The organism is Hymenobacter rigui (assembly GCF_003944715.1).
Lineage (GTDB): Bacteria > Bacteroidota > Bacteroidia > Cytophagales > Hymenobacteraceae > Hymenobacter > Hymenobacter rigui.
Map to the genome: position 1 here is coordinate 1 of NZ_RWIT01000010.1, position 17,971 is coordinate 17,971.

A 17,971-nucleotide genomic window follows, 5' to 3' on the forward strand; every position below is an offset into this window, starting at 1 on the left:
ACTGGAAGCGGCTCTGCACGAGGCCATCGGTTGGATTACTAGCCAAGATGCGCGCAACTGGTTTGACCACTGTGGGTATCACACTCAACCAGCTAAATGAACGGACGAACCGTTCACGAATCCGCTAGTAATTGCTTCAGTCAAAGCTGTTATTTTAGATTCGGATGTCTTTTTCACAGCGTCCGAATTACCCGGCAGGGGTTGCCCACAGCCACCACGCCGGCCGGAATGTCGCGCGTTACCACGCTGCCGGCCCCGATGGTCGTTCCCGCTCCAATCGTCACGCCCGGCAGCACCAGCACGCCTGCGCCCAGCCACACGTTGTCGCCAATGGTGATGGGCCGGGCAAACTCCCAACCGGCCACGCGGGACTCCACCTCCACCGGGTGGCCGGCCGTGCTCAGTACCACGTTGGGTGCCACAAACACGTTGTCGCCGATGATGACCGGGGCGCAATCGAGCACCGTGAAGTTGTAGTTGGCGTAGAAATTCCGACCCAATTGGATGTTATAGCCGTAGTCGCAGCGGAAGGGGGCTTCGATGTGCGCGTCGGTTTCCTGGCCCAGCAGCTCGGCCAGCACTTGCCGGTTGAGGTCCACGGGTTCCTGGTTGTAGCGGTGGCAAAGCTGTTTGGCGTGCCGGCGCTCGGCTACCAGCTCGGGGTCGTTGGCGAGGTATAGCTCGCCAGCCAGCATCTGTTGTTTCGGGGTCAGGCTCATGGCTAAAAGTAGCACGAACTACACAGTTCGCGCTACTGCTGGCGGCTAGTTATGAAATGTCGATTCAGGTTCCGGGGCGGGAGCCGCCTTGGCGTCGCGGGTGTTTTTCTGCACGGCAATAGCCCCGAACAGGCTCAATAGGAAGGCCATGGCGTAAAAGCCTTTTTCGCTCAGCAGCAGCGTGGCATTCCACAAGCCTACCGTAAGCAGCCCAATGGCCAGAATGGTGGAAAACCAGCTTAGCCCGTAGTAGATGCCCGTCACGGGAATACCTTCTAGCTGGTCGCGCACCGATTTCTGCAGCGAAATCCCCGAAAACAGCCCGTACATCAGCACCGTGAAGTAGTAGCCTTTCTCGTTGAGCGCCATCTGGGCATTCCAGAGGCCGATGATGAAGGCAGCCATGCCGGCCAGCAAAGCAAACCAGGAAGCGGCAATAAAGGCGTTGGAAGGTTTGGTGGTGTTCATGACGGTAAACGCTACAGGGTTAAAACGTGAATCGGATGTTTTCTCGTCCGACGCCTCAAACATGCTAGGTCAGCGGCATTTTCAGGATGCCAGCATTTTTAATATTCAGACTTTTTATGTGGTATGCATTTTTCCATAGGAGGCGCATAGCACATGCCTGTGCCGAATGGAAAATGGTTGTAATTACGATACAGATGATGCTTTTACAGTCTGTCGAGTAGTACGGAAAACGAAGTGAATACCTGAAAAATCAGACCTCGAAAAAGAATAAATCATGGGTGTGGGCAGATGAAAAAAGCAGCGTCGGCCGCCTCACGTGAGGCGGCCGACGCTGCTTTTGGAGATACAGGACTGGCAGGGAGGTTACCGCTTGCCGGGGCGGCTGGCGCCGCGCGAGCCCCGAGTGCTGGTTTTACCCTTTGCCGGAGCCGCCGGGCCTTTGCCGGGGCCGGTGCTACGCGAGCGGGGACCGGCCGGGCGGCTGGCTTTGCCGAAACCCGGTCCGTCGGGGCGAATCATGGCGCCGGCTTCCCGGCCGGGGCCGGTGGGCCACTGCGGCGGCTCTGTGGTGCTGGAAGCTGGTTTGCCCGTGGTTTTACCGGCCCGAATGGCGGCTACCTTCTTGCGGGTGGGCTTTTCTACCCAGGCTCCGGCCGGCCGCTCCTGGTTGGGGCGGGCAGTGGCCGGCTTGGGAGCACCCTGGCGACCGGGGCGGTCGGCCCAGAATTCAGCGGAGGAGGGGCGCTTGCGGCGGCGCGGGCTGCTGCCGTCGTCGGTGCCGCTGGAGTCCTTGATCATCTCAAACAGCACCTTCAGCTCTTTTTCGCGCAGTTCCCGCCACTCGCCCACGCCCAGGCCCTTCACGTTGATGTTCATCACCCGGATGCGCTCCAGCTGCACCACCTCGTAGCCGAAGTACTCGCACATGCGGCGGATCTGGCGGTTGAGGCCCTGCACCAGCGTAATGCGGAAGATGTAGGGGGTTTCCTTGGATACCTTGCAGGGTTTGGTCATCACCCCGCCCAGCGGTACGCCGCTGGCCATGCCCTCAATGAACAGCTCGTTAATGGGCTTGTCCACCATCACAATGTACTCCTTCTCGTGCATGTTGCCGGCCCGGAGGATCTTGTTGACGATGTCGCCGTTGCTGGTCAGCAGAATCAGACCCTGCGACTCCTTATCCAGGCGGCCGATGGGGAAGATGCGCACCGAGTGCTTGATGGCCCGGATGATGTTGTCCTTGATGCCGGTATCGGTGGTGGCAATGATTCCGGGGGGCTTGTTGTAGGCAATGTACACGGCGTCCTCCTCGGCCCGGGGCTCAATGAGGTTGCCGTTCACCACCACCCGGTCCTTGCGCGTCACCTGGTCGCCGATGCCGGCCCGTTTGCCATTCACGAACACGTTGCCCTGCTCGATGTGGCGGTCGGCTTCCCGGCGGGAGCAGATGCCACTTTCACTGATGTATTTATTGAGGCGGGTTGCCATGGGTTGAGTGCTTAGGGCCTGGTGCTTGGTGCTGAGGCACTTGGGCAGGCGGGTAAAAAACAGGCTGCCGGCCCCCTGAAGGGTCGGCAGCCTGCAAAGATACGGCATAAGCGGCGGCCGGCCGTGCGCCCGTTCGGGGTTTAGGCAAAAAACGCAAACAGCGCCGTTTCCAGCGTCGCCGGCAACACGGGCGGCGTAACGGTGCGCAAGGCCAGGGCCGGTTCACCATTGACAGGCGCAAACGTGCCGGCCGTAGCGTTGAACTGCAGCCGGCCCTGCGTGAATTCGCGCAGGTGCTCCCCGCCCTCCGTCGTCATCGATTCAAAATTCAGCTGGCTGAGCTGGCCGCTGGCATTATCGTAATACAGCCAGAAGTACAGGTGACCGGGGTTCTGGCTCTGGATATCCAGACGCTTGATTTCAAAAATGGTGGCTGTATCAGCTTCAAACAGGAACAGCGGGCGGTAGGGAAAGGTCATGGGGCAAAGGTCGGGGGAAAGCGCGAGTTGACCCGTATCAGCCAAACAAGCTTTCCAGTTGGGCAGAGTCGTTACGCAGCAGCGTGTGCAGGATATGCACCGCCCGGTCAACGGGCTGATCCAGCAGTTCCGACATGTAGGCCGGCTGCTGCTCAGTGTACAAGCCCCAGAAACGTCGGATGCGTTTGGGACGGATGTAGAACACGTGGAAAGCGTAATCCGCCGGTTCGCCCACTGCCGAAATACAAACGGCCTCCTGTGTTACAGAATTCTTCACGTCAACGGAAGCCGAGCAATGCACCGCCTCCGGGGGCGTGTCGGTCAGTTTGGCAAGTGCTGCTTCCCAAGGTACTTGCCGGAAAAACTGCAGAATCTGCTCCGGTTCTTTGGCTCCCAGTTCCAAGGGCGCAGGGTGTAGTGGGTCGCAGTAGGAAAGCGTAAAAGCCACACAATCGGAAGGTTTGGTTGCGGTAGTGAGGGGGAGGCGCCGCGTTACAGCTTCACCGTCTTCTCGCCCCGGTCCACGCCTTTCAGCCAGGTAATGAGGCCGCGCATGTAGGTGGGCTGGTCGTCGTAGAAGCTCATGTGCGAGCCGTTGGGGCAGATGAGGGCGGTGCCGTGCTGCACTTTCTGGGCCACCATGCGCATGTGCGCGGGGTCCATGGTATCGTACTTGCCGCCGATGCTGAGCACTGGCACGTGCAGCTTCGGCAGGTCGGGCACGCGGTTCCAGTTCAAGAGCTTGCCCGATACGCCAAACTCGCTGGGGCCCTGCATGGTCACGTAGAGCGACTGGTTCATTTTGGCGAAGGAGCGGTTCACCGGCTCGGGCCACTCGGCGGGCGGACGGCGCAGGATGTGCTCAGCGTAGAAGTTGGGCAGCAGCAGCTCCATGTAGCGCGGATTCTGGAAGTCCTTGCGCGCCTCAATGGCCCGGATTTCCTTGAGTACCTCGGGCTTGAACTGCGGGGCCAGCACCTCTTCCGCGTACTTCCCGTAGTCGGGCACGCTCATCATCATGTTGGAAATGACGAGGCCTTTGAGGTGCTGCTGGTACTTGAGGGCGTACTCGGCGGCCAGGATGCCGCCCCAGCTGTGGCCCAGCAGCACGAAGTTGCTGCTGTCAAGGTTGAGGGCCTGGCGCACCTGCTCCACTTCCTCTACGTAGCGCGGCAGGCTCCACATGCTGGTGTCCTTGGGGTTATCGGAGTTGCCGCAGCCGAGCTGGTCGTAGTAGATGATTTCCACGCCCTCGCGGGGCAGGAAGCTTTCCATGCACTCAAAGTACTCGTGCGTGGCCCCTGGCCCGCCATTGAGCAGCAGCAGCTTCAGGCGCGGGTTGTTCCCGATGCGCTTGGTCCAGACGTTGAACCTGCCCTTGGGCGTGCTGATGGGCACCATCTGCACGCCGCCGGTCTGCAGTTGCGTGGTGTCGGGGGCGGGGAAGTAGCTGCTGAGGCTAGGCGTTTCAGCAGAGCCGGTTTCGGTAGGAGCAGGGCCGGAGCAGGCGGCCAGCAGGCCCGTCAGGAGCAGGCCGGCGGAGAGGAGTTGACGGAACACGGGGGAAGGGGCAGCAGTGTTTTGGAATGAATGACAACGCCTTCAATACTACTCAATTCAAAGCTGTTACTGGCGGTGTTGCATAAACTCTGTTTCATTCTCCGCTACCTGCATCAAGTGGCGACGACCATGTTGGGCCAGGAAGTAGAGGTATTCGTACACGGTGATTTTGCCCAGCCCGTTTACCGACATGGTGGTTTTATACAGCACCCCTTCCCCGTTTTTCAGGTCAGCGAGCAGCTGCAGGCATTCTGTTAGCTGCTGCCTTAGCTGTTGTCGCACCTCAGATAATGGGCGAGTTCCGGTAGGCTCCATGTGTTCGGGCCGGATCCAGGAAAACGAGTTGAGCACGCCAACTTCAGCCAGCTTTTCTGTCTGAAACGAGTAGGCTGTCAACCCGGCAGAAAGGTCGGCGGTAGAGGCTTGCTGCAACGCCTTGCGGGCACCCTTCCGGATCAGCACCAACAGGAAGTGATTGGTCAAAGCCGTGTGCTCCAGAATCTCGTTGACCGTCCATCCCCCATCGGCAGGACGGTAGCGGCGAAGGTCAGCGGGAGCTTCAAACCACGCATCCAGCGCGGCAAATGTATCGGTAAGGACTGCTTGGATAGATGCAACGTGTGAATGAATTGTCATGGAAATAGGGTGTTGCGAGTGAAATAAAAATAAAAGCGGGCCGCTCCGGTAAGGAACGGCCCGCTGCGAAGAAAGCTTCGCGGGATGCTACTCTTACCCCAGCGTGTGGTACACGGCCTGCACGTCGTCGTCCTCTTCGAACTTCTCAATCAGGTTCATCACTTCCTCCAGCTGGTCGCCTTCGAGGTGTACGGTGGTGTTGGGCACGCGCTGTAGCTGGGCCGATACCACGTTCAGGCCCTTTTCTTCCAGGGCCTTCTGCATCTGGCCAAAGTCGGTAAAGGCGGTTTCCACCACGATGTAGTGCTTCTCGTTGCCGTGCTCGTCTTCCTCCTGGTCGGCATACACGTCCTCGGCGCCGGCGTCAATCAGCTCCAGCTCCAGCTCATCCAGGTCCAGGCCTTCGGCGGCCAGCTTGAACACGCCCTTGCGGGTGAAGGTGTAGTCGCTGGAGCCGGCGGTGCCTAAAGCGCCGTTGCCCCGGTTGAAGTACATGCGCACGTTGGCCACGGTGCGGGTGGGGTTGTCGGTGGCAGTTTCAATAACAATGGCCACCCCGTGCGGAGCGTAGCCTTCGTAGACTACTTCCTGGTAATCCTTTTCCTCTTTGCTGCTGGCGCGCTTGATGGCGGCTTCCACCCGGTCCTTGGGCATGTTCACGCCCTTGGCGTTCTGCATGGCGGTGCGCAGGCGGGAGTTGGTATCGGGGTTAGGGCCCGATTCCTTCACGGCCATTACAATTTCCCGGCCGATGCGGGTGAAATCTTTGGACATCCGGTCCCAGCGCTTCATTTTGCGGCCTTTGCGGAATTCAAACGCGCGTCCCATCTATCAGTGAATTGGTAAAGTTGTGAAATAGTGAGTGAGCCCTGCGGCGGGGTGGGGCCGGAAGGGGCCGCAAGTTAGCCGAAAGCTTCACCAAGGGCAACAACTGCCCCAAACTGCCGGCCTGTCCCCCGAGATGCGCTTACTTGATTGTTACGTTTCCGTTGTCGTCGAAAGCGCGCTCTACGTTTTCGGTGCCTTTCACTACCAGGCCAAACACCTCCCGGCCGCCTTTCTCGTCCTCGTTCAGAATCATTCCCATACTCAGCGAGGCAGTATCGAAATGGAAGGTGCCACCATAACTCACGGGTTGGCCCTTGGATTCGGCGTATGTGAAGTTGATGCGGTTGCCCTTGACAGTGTAGCGGCCCGATTCATTGAAAGTATAAGGGCCGTAGGGACCCGGAATCTTCAGCTTTTTCTCGTACGTGCCTGCCGGTCCTAGCCATAGTGTGCCCCCTACGCCACGGGTGCGGGTAGGTTGGGAGCTATGGTTGGGGTCGAAGATGACGTATGCCACGTACGTGTGCGTGCCGAAGAACTGGGCCGGAAGTTTTGCCGCCGGGGCCGCAGCGGCCGCAGTAGAACGGGCGGCTGTACTGCCGGCGTCCACCGGTCGGGGCGGAGTCGTCCGGCTGGCCTTGGTTGATTGTCCGGAAGCCGCAATACTCAGGGTCATTAGCCCTGCCAGCGCACACGTACGTTGTAGCATAGCTTGGTCAGAAATAAGTGCGTAGAAAGATAACTGCCGGCGGTAGATTGATCGGCCTGCGCCTACTGGGCGGCCCGCAGCATGTAAATGCTCTGGTTGCCGGCCGGAAATCCGGTGATGGTAAGCGTCAGCAGCCCGTTGCGCAGCCGGAACGTGCCCCGGTCGGTGCGGGGCTGGCCGTTTTTGGTGTAGCTGAACCGGATGCTGTCGGCGGCAAACGTAAAGCGGCCGTCCTGATCGAAATGCATGGTTGTACCGTTGCCGGCCAGGGTGAGCCGCTTCTGGTAAGTACCATCGGGGCGGAGCTGCAGGGAGCCGCCCACACCTTTGGCCGCCATGGGCGTAAGGCTGCTGGCTTTATCCAGAATGGCGTACGACTGGTATGTGTACGTGGTGAAAAATGAGGGACTAACGCGGGCCTGACCGGACGCGGCCTGGTACGTCAGCAAGGCCAGGCCCAGGGCCGGAATGCAGAGTTTCATGCGGACAAGATACGCGGTAGGCCGGGCTGCTTCAAGCCTGAAACGCCAGTAGCCACTGCCGGGCCTTTTCCTGCTGGTCGAAGTCGAATAGTTGCACCCGCATATGTTGCACATGCTGGAGCGTAGAAGCTACCCCGTAGCGGGAAGGCCAGTCCATGGAGTTTATCCAGGCAATGGCCTGCACGCCAGCGGCTGCCAGCTGAGGTATAAACTCGCGCCCGATCCACTCGGAGGCGGGCCACCATTCCCCAAACGCCTCACTACTATCGTTGAGCAACTTGTGGCTATTCGTCCGGGATGCATGAGCCAGCAACTGCGCGCAGCCTTGCCGCACCGAAGTCGCATCATGATTCCCTATCCAGTGAACCCACAAGACACCTGTGGAGGCGTTGTGGCTGATAGTGAGGGTGGGAGTATCAAGTAGCATATTCGGATTTAGCGGGAACTGTACGATCAATAAGTGAAAATAGCTGTTTCATAATATAATTGATGAAACAGCGCCAACACGGTGTGTTTACCCAGCGTTGATCGGGTAATTTCCCGCTACATTTGAGCATGCCCACTTTTATACGTGAATTAATCCGGCCGGTGGCCGAATTGCCCGAAGCAGATGTGTGCCTGGTTGGGCTGCCCCTTGATTTCGGGACGGTACTCGAAGGAGGCCGGGCTGGCGCTGCCGGTGCCCCAGACGCCATTCGGCGGGAGCTACGCCGCTACCACAAAACGTACAACCTGGAGTACAATGTGCGCCTCGACGGCCTGCGCATTGCTGATGCCGGCAACCTCGACCTGCGCCACCCCGACCACGAAATCAATCACCAAACTATCCGGAGTGAGCTGGCCCGGCTCCTGAACCAGTATCCCCGGGTAGTAGTGCTGGGCGGCTCCCACGATGGTACCTACAGTACCGTGCGCGGCCTGCGCGACGCCACCGGCGGCGCCGCCGTAGGCGGCATCAACCTGGATGCCCACGCCGATGTAAAAGACCGGCCGGGCCTGCTCAGCAGTGGCACGCCCTTCGGCAGGCTGCTGCGCGAGGAAGTGCTGGCGGGCCCCCGCTTCACCGAAATCGGGCTGCACTCCAACCTCAATACCTGGGAGGATATTGAGTTTCTGCACCAGCAGCAGGCCCGCATTGTGCCCCTGGCCCACTTGCAGCAGGATGGCATGCCCGAGTATATGAGCCGGGCCCTGCGCCATGCCACCGCCGAGGGCCCAGCCTTCGTGAGCTTCGATATCGACGGATGTGCCGAGGCCTACGCTCCCGCCGTAAGCGCCCCCAGCGCCGATGGGTTTACGCCCCGGCAGGCCATGGAGGCGGCTTTTCTGGCCGGTAAGGAGCCTGATGTGCTGCTGTTTGAAGTGGTAGAGCTTAACCCCGTTTTCGACCGGGACAACCAAACAGCTCGGCTGGCCGCCACCATCCTGACGGCCTACCTGACGGGCGTTGCGGCCGGGCTGGAGGCCTGAAATCAGTAGCTGCATTGCTGTAATCCGACGGCTTAGTGCGACTATTGGCCTGTTTGCAGCGTCCTGTTGCGTATTCGCTTCCTCATATGAACTGTATGAAATTAACTTTACTCGTATCGGGCCTGTTGCTGGGGGCTCTGCCGCTGGCTGCTCAGCAAGCGCCGGCCCTGAGCCTGACGTGTCCGGCCCCAAATGCCAGCACCGCGCTGCAGAAACTGGCCTGTGAAATCCGCGACCTGACTATGCCGGCTCCCACCGCGGGCGCTACGCTCACCGTGGATGCCCGCGCCAATGGGGGCATTACGGTGCGTGGCTGGAGCGGCTCCACGGTGAAGGTTCGTGCCCTGGTAACCGCCCGGGCCGCCACCCTGGCCGATGCCCGGGCCCTAGTAGCCGCCGTGAAGGTGAGCACCCAGAACAACCTGCTCCGCGCCGGCCGGGCCAATGAGTCGTTGGATGGCTGGGCCGTGGATTATGAGGTGCTGGTGCCTGCCACTACCAATTTGGACCTGAAAGCTACGAACGGCAGTATCACCATTGAAAACGTAGCCGGCACACTACGTCTGGCCACTACCAACGGCTCCCTGGCGCTGCGCAGCGTGAACGGCGACGTGCGGGGCCAGACGACCAACGGCAGCCTCGCGCTGCAACTCACCGGCGAATCCTGGGTTGGATCGGGGCTGGATGTAAGTACCGTGAATGGCAGCATCGACTGGCAGCTACCGTCCGTGTACGCCGCCACCATTCTGGCCCGCACCACCCACGGCAAAATCAGCGCTGAGCTGAACACAAAGCGCAAAAGCGTGCTGCCGCACAACCTGGCCGCCACGCTGGGCAAAGGCGGCGCACAGCTGAAAGCCAATACGGTGCACGGCAGTATCACGGTGAAACAGCCCGCCGATGCTCCTGTCGCCGTTCCCGTTTCTGGCGAGTAAAACAGCCAGCAAAAACAATAAAAAGAGCCCTGGTTAGTATTAACCAGGGCTCTTTTTATTGTTTGTGGAGCTTGGGCTGTATGGCTAACGTGCTACCTCCTCCGTGCGCTCCCGCTTGGGTTCAGCCGCCACGGGCCGGGGGTACTCGTTTTGCTTGTGGGTTTTGTAACGCTTGATGAGCACCGCTGCGCCCACCAACGCCCCTAAACCCGCGGCGGCCACGGCAAACTTCGCACGAATGGGGTCGTGCGGGGCGGGGGGCAGGTAGGCCACACCGTTTTCATCGGTGCGGGCGGGCGTGTTCACGTAACGGCCGTGGGCCGGGGCTTTAAATTCAGCGGCCAGTTTCTGCAGCTGCGCCGTGTATTTCTCAGCCGATACCGCCGGGCCGTGGCCGCAGCCGATGGCCGAGGGTTGTAGGGCCGCCAACTCTTTTATCGACTCGCCCACTTGCTGCCAGTTGTAATTGAAGGGGGCACCGGCAATGTTGATTTCCGGTCGTTGCAGGAGCAGCTCGGGCACCGACTCGTGGTTGGCCGTGGCAAAGGCGTCGCCGGCCAGCAGGGTGCGGTCCTTTTCCCGAAACAGGGCAATCTGGCCCGGAGCGTGGCCCGGTACATGAATCCACTGCCAGTCGGGCAGGAAGGGCGGGTCCATGTCGTTGGGGGGTAGTTGCTGCACGTAGTCGCTGAGCTGGAAGGACTGGGGCGGAAAGAAACGAGCTACGAAGGCGAGGGAGCCGCCGCCGGCGACGGTGGGGTCGGCGGGCGGGTACACTGCCTTGGCCGTGAGGAAGGGCAGCTCCAGCGGGTGAGCCAGCACGGGCACTTTCCAGTGCTCAGCCAGCGCCTGGGCCGAGCCGGAATGGTCCATGTGCCCGTGGGTCAAAATAATGGCCTCCGGGTGCGTACCGGGGTAAAAAAGGTGGTCGGCGGCAGCAATGATACTTTTTTCGGAGCCAGGCAAGCCGGTGTCAACCAATACCCACTCGCCGGGCGTGCCGGTTTCCACAAAATATACATTCACGAAGCGCTGAATGGTGAGCTGGTGAACCCCAGCGGCTACTTTTTTCATGAGTTCGGGAGGTAGATGAACGGATATAGGCAGTACGCACGCCGGCCGGGCTTAGATATCCTTTGCCACACATTTATACCTCGGCAGTACGGCCGCATTGCGCCAAATCACTACTTTGCCAATGCAGGCCGAGTGTCCTGCGACGCCTGGCCTCGTGAGCGGCCACTGCCTCTGTTTTCCCACTCAGCAATGTTTCCCCATGACTGCCGACTTCACCAAATCAGCCCTATTCACCCAAACCGAGCAGCACCTGCAGCAGCAGGGCTTTCGGATTGACCGCAAGGACGAGGCCCGGCCCTGGGGGGGCTTTTTTGTGCTGGACGAAAGCCAGGCCCAGCAGTTTGCGGATCAGTATTTTGATGGACTGTCCGTAGATAAGCTGCGGATTTCAGGCAAGCTCAGCCCCAAAATTCTGCTGGTGGCCCCGCACCAGCGCCTGAGCTGGCAGTACCACCACCGCCGAGCCGAAATCTGGCGCGTGGTCAGCGGTACGGTGGGCGTTATCACCAGCCCCACCGACGAGGAGGGTCCCTTAAAAACCTACGGCCCCGGCGAGCAAATCACGCTCCAGCAGGGCGAGCGGCACCGCCTCATCGGCCTCGACGGCTGGGGGCAGATAGCCGAAATCTGGCAGCACACCGACGCAAATCAGCCATCCGACGAGGACGACATCGTGCGCGTGCAGGATGATTTCGGGCGGTAAAATCACGTATGTGGTAGACGACGCGGATAACGCATATTTATTCTGTTAATCCTGTTTTCAGAATCCGCTGTAGCTTCTCCGCATAACACAAAAGCCCCCTCACACGAGGGGGCTTTTGTGTTGTACAATCAAATGCGAGCTATGCACGAATCTATGCTGTTCGCGTCAACCGGCACATCGGTGGTTTACGCCAGAGCGGTGCGCAGGTCTTGCAGCAGCTGGGCCACGCCGGCTTCTTCGCCTACTGAACCCAGGTGCACGCGCAGGGTGCGGCGGCCCGCCGTGTGCAGGGCCTCCAGGTCGCCGGCGGCCTGGGCGTTCTGGAAGGTGCCGAAGGTGTAGGGGCGGCCCGGCAGGGGCAGGTCCTGAGCGTGGTCGGTGGTGAGCTGCAGGAACAGGCCGGTGTTGGGGCCGCCTTTGTGGTACTGGCCGGTGGAGTGCAGGAAGCGGGGGCCGTAGCCCGAGGCCGTGGCAATGTGCAGGCGCTGCTGCACCAGCCGGCGCAGCTCATCCAGCTCCGCATTCAGGGCCGGCGTTTCCATCAGGTAAGCCTGAATGCACAGGAAATTATCGGTGCCGGCCTGGCCGAAGAAGGATTTAAGTACATCGGCGGCTGTGGCCGTGGAGCCGGCTCCGCTGGTGTAGTAGCTCAGACCGTTTTCCGTCAGTACCGGGGCGCTGGTCTGGGGCAGGGAACCGCGCTCCACTACCACCTTCATCAGCTGGTCGGTGGCGGTTTTGGCGGCCTGCACGTTGGGCTGGTCGAAGGGGTTGATTTCGAGCACGGCGCTGGCTACGGCCGTGGCTACTTCCCAGCGGAAAAACTCGGCTCCCAAATCCAGCGCGTCGCGCATCAAAATAGTTACTACCGGGTGGCCGGCAGCCTCCAGGGCAGCTACTTTGCGGCGGTTTTCCTCGTCGGGCTGGTTTTCGTAGCCCACGTACACGAACACCCGGTCCGGGCCGTACACCTCGGGCGTGCCCAGTGGGTCGCCGGCTACGGGCAGAATGCCTTTGTCCTCCTTACCCGTGCTCTCGGCAATCAGCTGCTCCAGCCACAGGCCCAGGTCGGTGAGGTTTTCGGGTACAACCAGCGTGAGCTTGTCGCGGCCCTGCTGGGCCAGTACGCCCAGCGCCACGCCCAGCTCTAGGCCGGGGTTGTGGGCTACGTCGCCTTCCGAGCCGGTGGCGCGCATCATGGCAATGGCGCGCTCCAGCAGGGTGTTGATGTCGATGCCGTACAGGGCAGCGGGCACCAGCCCGAAGTAGGAGAGGGCCGAGAAGCGGCCGCCCACCTCGGCGAAGTTCAGGAAGATACGGCGGTAGCCCTCGTTGGTAGCTTGGGTTACAAACTTGGAGCCGGGGTCGGTAATGGCCACGAAGTTTTCGCCGGCCTTCTCGCCTTTCAGCTCTTTGAGGCGAGCGTAGAAGTAGTCGCCAAACGCCAGGGGCTCAGCCGTGGTGCCCGATTTGCTGGCCACCACAAACAAGGTTTCGGGCAGAGAAACGGCTTCTTCTATCTCGCGCACCGAGCCTGGGTTGGTGGTGTCCAGCACCAGCAGGGGCAGACCGTCGGCGCTCCGCTCAAAGGCTTGCTTGAACACGATGGGCGTCATGGTGCTGCCGCCCATGCCCATCACCACCACGTGCTTGAAACCGGCCGCCTTAATTTCGCGGGCAAACTCTTCAATCTCGCCCACGCGGGGCAGCATGGTTTCGGCCACGCGCAGCCAGCCCATAAAGCTGCGCAGGCTCTGCTGGGCCTCGGCGTCCTGCACCCACAGGTCGGCCTGTTTCTGCCAGAAGCCGGCGGTGAAATTGCGGGCGTTGAAATCCTGGAGTTTAGCCGTTACGGCAGCCTGGTACTGGCCCAGCTGCAGCGTCATGGCGGGAATGGAGAGGGAAGAAGCGTCCATACGGGTTCTTAGAAATCAGAAGAATGGCGGTTGAAAAGGCGGCTTTTGGCGGAATACTCCCGCAGGAGTGCTCCGCCAAAAGCCGCGCTGTGCCTAAGCCGGCCAATGCCGGGCGGCCGGGCAAAGGTAGAGAAGTAGCCACATACGTTCCCTATCCCGCGCATTGTTCGTTTTTCCGTGCTTTCGGCCGGGCCAGCCGCAGCGAATCAGCCGTGTAGCTGTGGCAGGGCAGCATCCTGCTGCCACTCCTGCTCCAGGGCCAGCTGGCCGGCCGGATTCTGCTCCCCCACCAACCAGTCGAGGGCCCCGGCTGCATTGCTGAAAAACTGGATTTCGTAGTGCATGAAGTGGCGGCCGGCCCGGATAAGGCTTTCCACTACCATCTGGTTGTACATGTTGTCGGCGGGAATTACCAGCGCTACCTGTTCAACGGCCCGTACCGAAACGCGGCCCAGCCAGTTGGCCGCCAGCCACAGCTGCTCATCGAGCCCCAGGCTGGGCAGGCCGTGTAAGTCCAGAATTACAGCCGTAACGTCTCCCTGTTCCACCAGCTGAGCCACGCCGCTCATGCTGCGCTGAAACCGGGGCCGGCCCGTGGGGGCCGCCGACCATTGAAAACGAAGTAAGCCAAGCTCCGGCGCAAACTGGCCCCGGATGTTGCAAAAGGTAAGAAGCATGCGCACTGCGGCCCTGCGTAGGGCAGGAGCGGGGCCCACATACGGTGGCCACATCTGCCCGGATTTCTGTGTCAGTAAAAAATGTGTGAAATAGAGGTAGAAGTGCACTTGTATGGTGTCAATACATTGATAAATAGTGTATTCGCAAGATTGGCCCGGCGCGGTAAAGTTGCTGCCGGATGTCGGTTCGTTGTTCGGGCAGGGATTTACGCCCCTCTCCAGACAACTGCACTACTTCCTGGCTGTGTCCTGTTCGCAGCCTCTTTGCCAAATTTCCCGCATAGCGACGGATATTTGCGGCATGCCTACTACTTATTCGCCTCGGGCTGTAAGCCTGCCTTCGGCCATTACGCTGCTACGGCTGAAGTTTCGCTTGCTGGCGGCGGTTTCCACGGAATGGGCCTTCGGGGCGGCCTGGAAGCTGTTTACCACGCCCCGACAGCTGCCCGAAAAGCACTGGGAAGCGGCGGCGCTGGCATCGGCCCGGTCATTCACGGTACCTATCAAAACCGGTTTGGTAACGGCCTACGAGTGGAACCCGGCCGGGGAGCAGACGGTGTTGCTGGTACATGGCTGGGAGCACCGGGCCAGTTTCTGGGGCGTGCTGGCCCAAGCCCTGGTAGCGGCGGGGTTTCGGGTAGTAGCCCTGGATGGGCCCGCGCACGGGGCTTCCGAAGGCCGTCGCACTACGCTGCCCAACTTTGCCCGCGCCGTGCAGGCCGTAGCCGATACCCTAGGCGACGTGTACGCCGTGGTAGCGCATTCCTTTGGCGGAGCAGCCACGGTGGGCGTACCAGTGCGGTTCAACCAAGCCCAGAACGGCCGGCTGCCGCGCTTGGTGCTGCTGGCAGTGCCGGGCAGCACAACTGCCGTGGCACAGCGTTTTACCGAGCTATTGCAGCTGCCGCCCGCCGTTGTGGCACGCCTCAACCGGCACGTACAGGAGCAGCACGGCCGCGACGCCGAGAGCTTTAGTCTGATTCAGGTGGGCCGGCAGTTTCCCGCCGACCGAGCCCTGCTGTTTCATGACCACAACGACGCTAGTATTCCCTTCGCCGAGGCCGAAGAAATTGCCGCCAACTGGCCCGGCCTCGATTTTCGGGCCTCCATCGGCCTGGGTCACAACCGCATCATGCGCGACCCGGCGGTGTTGCGGCAGATAGTGGCGTTTCTGGGGTAAGAGAACGGGAAGCAGATGGGCTACGCCGTAGACCAGCGCGGCAGCTATCCAGTGCGAGCCACCCGCTGATGTGCGGTATGTAGTTGATAACTTCTATATTTCAGGGATTTGTACAGGCTCCCTGTCACCACACTCAACTCTCTTCTCCTATGACTGCTTCTACCCGCAACATCATTGCCTGGATTCTGCAGGGCCTGCTGGCACTTGCCTTCATTGCATCCGGAGGTCGTAAGTTTATGGATTTGCCAGGTACGGTAGATATGTTCGGAAAGCTGGGCCTGCCCGGCGCGCTGGCGTACGTGGTAGCCGCCGGCGAAGTGCTGGGCGGCATCGGCCTGTTAATTCCGCGCTTCGTGCGGCTGGCGGCTGCCAGCCTCATCATCATTATGGTAGGCGCCGTGGTAATGCACGCCACCAAAATTCCGGGTGGTCTGGCTGGCGGCCTGCCTGCTATTGTGCTGCTGGTGCTGTTGCTGGTAGTGCTGTGGCTGCGCCGTCCGGCAACTACGGTTGCTTAACCCAAGCAACATTGGAGCATTGAAAAGGCCGGGAAGCAAATTGCTTCCCGGCCTTTTTGCGGGCCGCTAGATAGAGGTATGCCCCTCAGCCGCCAGTTCCCGCAGCAAATCCCGCAGGTCAGTTGGCTCCTGCACAAGGCGCAGGACGTGGGCCAGGTATTCAGCCTCGGCACGGAGGTGACGCTTTATTACCCGAATTTCCTGCTCCCGCTTTTTGCCAGTGCTGCCGCTGAATCCATTGTCGCCGTATTTCAGCTCGTTGAGCTGCTGCTTCAGCTCTTGCTGCTGTTGCTGCAGGGCCTGCGTGTAGCGGCTGAGCACCGTATCATCAGTGGCGGAAGCGGGAGCAGTATCCGAAAGCAGTTGGAGCAGCGTGTACAGGTCGTTGGCTTCGTAGGCCTCCGTAATGCGCTGCATCAGCTGGGTGCGGTGCTGCTGGGTGGTTTTGTCCTGCACCAGGTCGGGGTGATGGGTGCGGGCCAGCTGACGGTACAGGTCCTTGGTGTTGCTGAGCAGCTGCTGTTCGGCGGCACGGGCCGCTTGGGCGGCGGCTTCCTCGGCTTTCTGCTGCTTGGTTTTGCGCCGGGCGCGGGCGGCAGCGGCGGCCTGCTCATGGGGCGGCAGGGTGGGGTCGAGGGGGGCAGGGGCAGGGCCGGGGGCTTTCATCGAAGGCTGCTCGTCGTCCTCATCTACCCTGCGACGCGGGGCGTACTTGCGCAGCATCTCGGCGGCATCCTCCCCGAAACGGTCCTGCAAAGCTCGCGCATTACCCACAATGAGGGCCGTAATCTGCTGTTCCTCCAGGCGGCTGAAGTAGCCGAGCAGCAGGGCATTTTCCAACGGCGCAAACAGGGCTTCCCGGGCTTGCACCACGGTTTCGGCGGCGGATCCCACCTGCTGCCAGTAGCGGCGGCGGGCTTCGGCCTGCTCCGTACGAAGTTCCTGCAGCCGCTGCCGCAACCCCTCCACCTGCGCCACCGCCTCCCGAAACGCCCGTTGCGCCGGCGTACCCGGCGCTTCGTTGGGAGCCGGCGTTGGGAGTTGATTGGCAGCGGGCAGGTCGGTGAGCGGGTTATGCAGGTTCATGTAGGCAAAGTTAGGAGGGTTAGATGGGTGGATTGTTGGATGGCTGCATTGTTGACGTAGCAAGATCCTTCGCCCTGCTCAGGATGACCGTTTCTCCATCAACAATCCACCCTTCACCCATTCATCCGAACAACTCATACGCCACCCGGAACGTGTTGCAGTGAGCGTCCACGATGTCGCGGAGCTGCTCGGAGTAGCCGCCGCCCATGCTCACGGCCACCGGCAGGTCGGCTTGTCGACAGCTGCTGAGTACGTACTCGTCGCGCTGGCGGCAGCCGGTTTGGGTGAGGACCAGTTTGCCCAGCTTGTCGGTTGCCAGCACATCTACGCCGGCCTGGTAGAAGATGAAGTCGGGCTGTACTTTTTCGAAAAGCTGGGGTAGCGTTTCGGCCAGAATGCGCAGGTAGGTGGCATCATCAGTGCCCAGCTCCAGCGGAATATCCAGGTCCGACTGCTCCTTGCGCAGGGGGTAGTTGGCCCCGGCGTGCATGCTGAAGGTGAATACGCGCGGCTCGTCCCGGAAAATACTGGCCGTACCGTCGCCCTGGTGTACATCCAGGTCCACTACCAGCACCTGCCGGGCCAGGCCGTGGTGGAGCAGGTAGGCAGCGGCCACGGCAATATCGTTGAGCACACAGAATCCTTCGCCCCGGTCCCGGAAGGCGTGGTGAGTGCCACCCGCCAGACTCAGCCCGATACCATCCTGCAAGGCCCGCTTGGCCGATTCGACGGTGCCAGCCACGCTGCTCAGGGAGCGGCGCACCAGCTCCGGGCTCTGCGGCAAACCCAGGCGGCGCACTTCGGCGGCTGAGAGCTGCAGGTCACGCACCCGGTGCCAGTACTCGGCAGCATGCACGCGCAAAATGTCTTCTTCCAAAGCCAGGCCGGGGTCGTAGAAATCTTCGGGAGCGGCAATGCCCTGCCAGAGCAGCTGCTCCTGAATGAGGGCGTACTTGGCAATGGGGAAGCGGTGGCCGTTAGGCAGGCTGATGCTATAGCGGGCAGAAGAGGCAAGGCAGGGCATAGGGCTTCACCTCAACGCA

At 61.0% G+C, this 17,971-nt stretch carries 21 protein-coding genes; 5 read left to right on the forward strand and 16 right to left on the reverse strand.

What is annotated here, in order from left to right:
- Nucleotides 1-173: 173 nt before the first annotated feature.
- The 11 genes from EI291_RS16025 to EI291_RS16075 all read right to left on the reverse strand — a co-directional run bounded on the left by EI291_RS16025 (nucleotide 174) and on the right by EI291_RS16075 (nucleotide 7,796).
- Complete coding sequence (locus EI291_RS16025; RefSeq protein ID WP_125422179.1) at nucleotides 174-719, reverse strand: sugar O-acetyltransferase; 546 nt, start codon at nucleotides 717-719, stop codon at nucleotides 174-176.
- A gap of 45 nt (nucleotides 720-764) precedes the next feature.
- Nucleotides 765-1,187 carry an inner membrane protein YiaA gene (yiaA, locus tag EI291_RS16030; RefSeq protein WP_125422182.1) on the reverse strand — a complete coding sequence of 141 codons (423 nt, stop codon included), beginning with the start codon at nucleotides 1,185-1,187 and terminating at the stop codon, nucleotides 765-767.
- Between the two features lie 363 nt (nucleotides 1,188-1,550).
- Nucleotides 1,551-2,675, reverse strand: coding sequence for a 23S rRNA pseudouridine(2604) synthase RluF (gene rluF / locus EI291_RS16035; protein WP_125422185.1), 1,125 nt, complete (start codon nucleotides 2,673-2,675; stop codon nucleotides 1,551-1,553).
- A gap of 140 nt (nucleotides 2,676-2,815) precedes the next feature.
- Complete coding sequence (locus tag EI291_RS16040) at nucleotides 2,816-3,154, reverse strand: hypothetical protein (RefSeq protein ID WP_125422188.1); 339 nt, start codon at nucleotides 3,152-3,154, stop codon at nucleotides 2,816-2,818.
- Nucleotides 3,155-3,191: 37 nt separating this feature from the next.
- Nucleotides 3,192-3,602 (reverse strand): hypothetical protein, encoded by a 411-nt coding sequence (locus tag EI291_RS16045; RefSeq protein ID WP_125422191.1) that lies wholly within the window; start codon nucleotides 3,600-3,602, stop codon nucleotides 3,192-3,194.
- Between the two features lie 44 nt (nucleotides 3,603-3,646).
- Nucleotides 3,647-4,714 (reverse strand): proline iminopeptidase-family hydrolase, encoded by a 1,068-nt coding sequence (locus EI291_RS16050; RefSeq protein WP_125422194.1) that lies wholly within the window; start codon nucleotides 4,712-4,714, stop codon nucleotides 3,647-3,649.
- A 66-nt stretch (nucleotides 4,715-4,780) separates the two neighbouring features.
- Nucleotides 4,781-5,350 (reverse strand): DinB family protein, encoded by a 570-nt coding sequence (locus EI291_RS16055; RefSeq protein ID WP_125422197.1) that lies wholly within the window; start codon nucleotides 5,348-5,350, stop codon nucleotides 4,781-4,783.
- 93 nt (nucleotides 5,351-5,443) lie between these two features.
- Nucleotides 5,444-6,178: a YebC/PmpR family DNA-binding transcriptional regulator gene (locus EI291_RS16060; protein ID WP_125422200.1), complete on the reverse strand. Its 735-nt coding sequence runs from the start codon at nucleotides 6,176-6,178 to the stop codon at nucleotides 5,444-5,446.
- Between the two features lie 139 nt (nucleotides 6,179-6,317).
- Nucleotides 6,318-6,887, reverse strand: a complete 570-nt coding sequence (locus EI291_RS16065; RefSeq protein ID WP_125422203.1) for a hypothetical protein — start codon at nucleotides 6,885-6,887, stop codon at nucleotides 6,318-6,320.
- A gap of 62 nt (nucleotides 6,888-6,949) precedes the next feature.
- The gene (locus tag EI291_RS16070) at nucleotides 6,950-7,369 is read right to left on the reverse strand and encodes a hypothetical protein (protein ID WP_125422206.1); all 420 of its coding nucleotides are present in this window, start codon (nucleotides 7,367-7,369) and stop codon (nucleotides 6,950-6,952) included.
- A gap of 31 nt (nucleotides 7,370-7,400) precedes the next feature.
- Nucleotides 7,401-7,796 carry a SpoIIAA family protein gene (locus EI291_RS16075; RefSeq protein WP_125422209.1) on the reverse strand — a complete coding sequence of 132 codons (396 nt, stop codon included), beginning with the start codon at nucleotides 7,794-7,796 and terminating at the stop codon, nucleotides 7,401-7,403.
- 128 nt (nucleotides 7,797-7,924) lie between these two features.
- Here EI291_RS16075 and EI291_RS16080 point away from each other — a divergent pair, with 128 nt between their 5' ends.
- Both EI291_RS16080 and EI291_RS16085 read left to right on the forward strand, forming a co-directional pair.
- On the forward strand, nucleotides 7,925-8,839 hold the full coding sequence (locus tag EI291_RS16080; RefSeq protein WP_125422212.1) for an arginase family protein: 915 nt from the start codon (nucleotides 7,925-7,927) through the stop codon (nucleotides 8,837-8,839).
- A gap of 95 nt (nucleotides 8,840-8,934) precedes the next feature.
- Nucleotides 8,935-9,774, forward strand: a complete 840-nt coding sequence (locus EI291_RS16085; protein WP_170172684.1) for a DUF4097 family beta strand repeat-containing protein — start codon at nucleotides 8,935-8,937, stop codon at nucleotides 9,772-9,774.
- A gap of 84 nt (nucleotides 9,775-9,858) precedes the next feature.
- Here the strand turns inward: EI291_RS16085 and EI291_RS16090 are convergent, their stop codons facing one another.
- Nucleotides 9,859-10,848: an MBL fold metallo-hydrolase gene (locus EI291_RS16090; protein WP_125422218.1), complete on the reverse strand. Its 990-nt coding sequence runs from the start codon at nucleotides 10,846-10,848 to the stop codon at nucleotides 9,859-9,861.
- Between the two features lie 199 nt (nucleotides 10,849-11,047).
- Here EI291_RS16090 and EI291_RS16095 point away from each other — a divergent pair, with 199 nt between their 5' ends.
- Complete coding sequence (locus tag EI291_RS16095) at nucleotides 11,048-11,551, forward strand: cupin domain-containing protein (protein ID WP_125422221.1); 504 nt, start codon at nucleotides 11,048-11,050, stop codon at nucleotides 11,549-11,551.
- Nucleotides 11,552-11,736: 185 nt separating this feature from the next.
- Here EI291_RS16095 and EI291_RS16100 read toward each other — a convergent pair whose 3' ends face one another.
- Together EI291_RS16100 and EI291_RS16105 are read right to left on the reverse strand one after the other, a co-directional pair.
- Nucleotides 11,737-13,467, reverse strand: coding sequence for a glucose-6-phosphate isomerase (locus tag EI291_RS16100; protein WP_125422224.1), 1,731 nt, complete (start codon nucleotides 13,465-13,467; stop codon nucleotides 11,737-11,739).
- A gap of 206 nt (nucleotides 13,468-13,673) precedes the next feature.
- Nucleotides 13,674-14,144, reverse strand: coding sequence for a hypothetical protein (locus EI291_RS16105; RefSeq protein WP_125422227.1), 471 nt, complete (start codon nucleotides 14,142-14,144; stop codon nucleotides 13,674-13,676).
- Between the two features lie 301 nt (nucleotides 14,145-14,445).
- On the opposite strand from EI291_RS16105, the gene EI291_RS16110 reads away from it, so the two are divergent.
- Together EI291_RS16110 and EI291_RS16115 are read left to right on the forward strand one after the other, a co-directional pair.
- Nucleotides 14,446-15,324, forward strand: a complete 879-nt coding sequence (locus EI291_RS16110) for an alpha/beta fold hydrolase (protein ID WP_125422230.1) — start codon at nucleotides 14,446-14,448, stop codon at nucleotides 15,322-15,324.
- A 149-nt stretch (nucleotides 15,325-15,473) separates the two neighbouring features.
- Nucleotides 15,474-15,842, forward strand: a complete 369-nt coding sequence (locus tag EI291_RS16115) for a DoxX family protein (RefSeq protein WP_125422232.1) — start codon at nucleotides 15,474-15,476, stop codon at nucleotides 15,840-15,842.
- A gap of 66 nt (nucleotides 15,843-15,908) precedes the next feature.
- Here EI291_RS16115 and EI291_RS16120 read toward each other — a convergent pair whose 3' ends face one another.
- Nucleotides 15,909-16,928, reverse strand: coding sequence for a J domain-containing protein (locus tag EI291_RS16120; protein ID WP_125422235.1), 1,020 nt, complete (start codon nucleotides 16,926-16,928; stop codon nucleotides 15,909-15,911).
- A gap of 121 nt (nucleotides 16,929-17,049) precedes the next feature.
- A complete protein-coding gene (locus EI291_RS16125; protein ID WP_125422238.1) occupies nucleotides 17,050-17,952 on the reverse strand; it encodes a histone deacetylase family protein in 903 nt (300 codons plus the stop codon).
- Nucleotides 17,953-17,971: the final 19 nt, after the last annotated feature.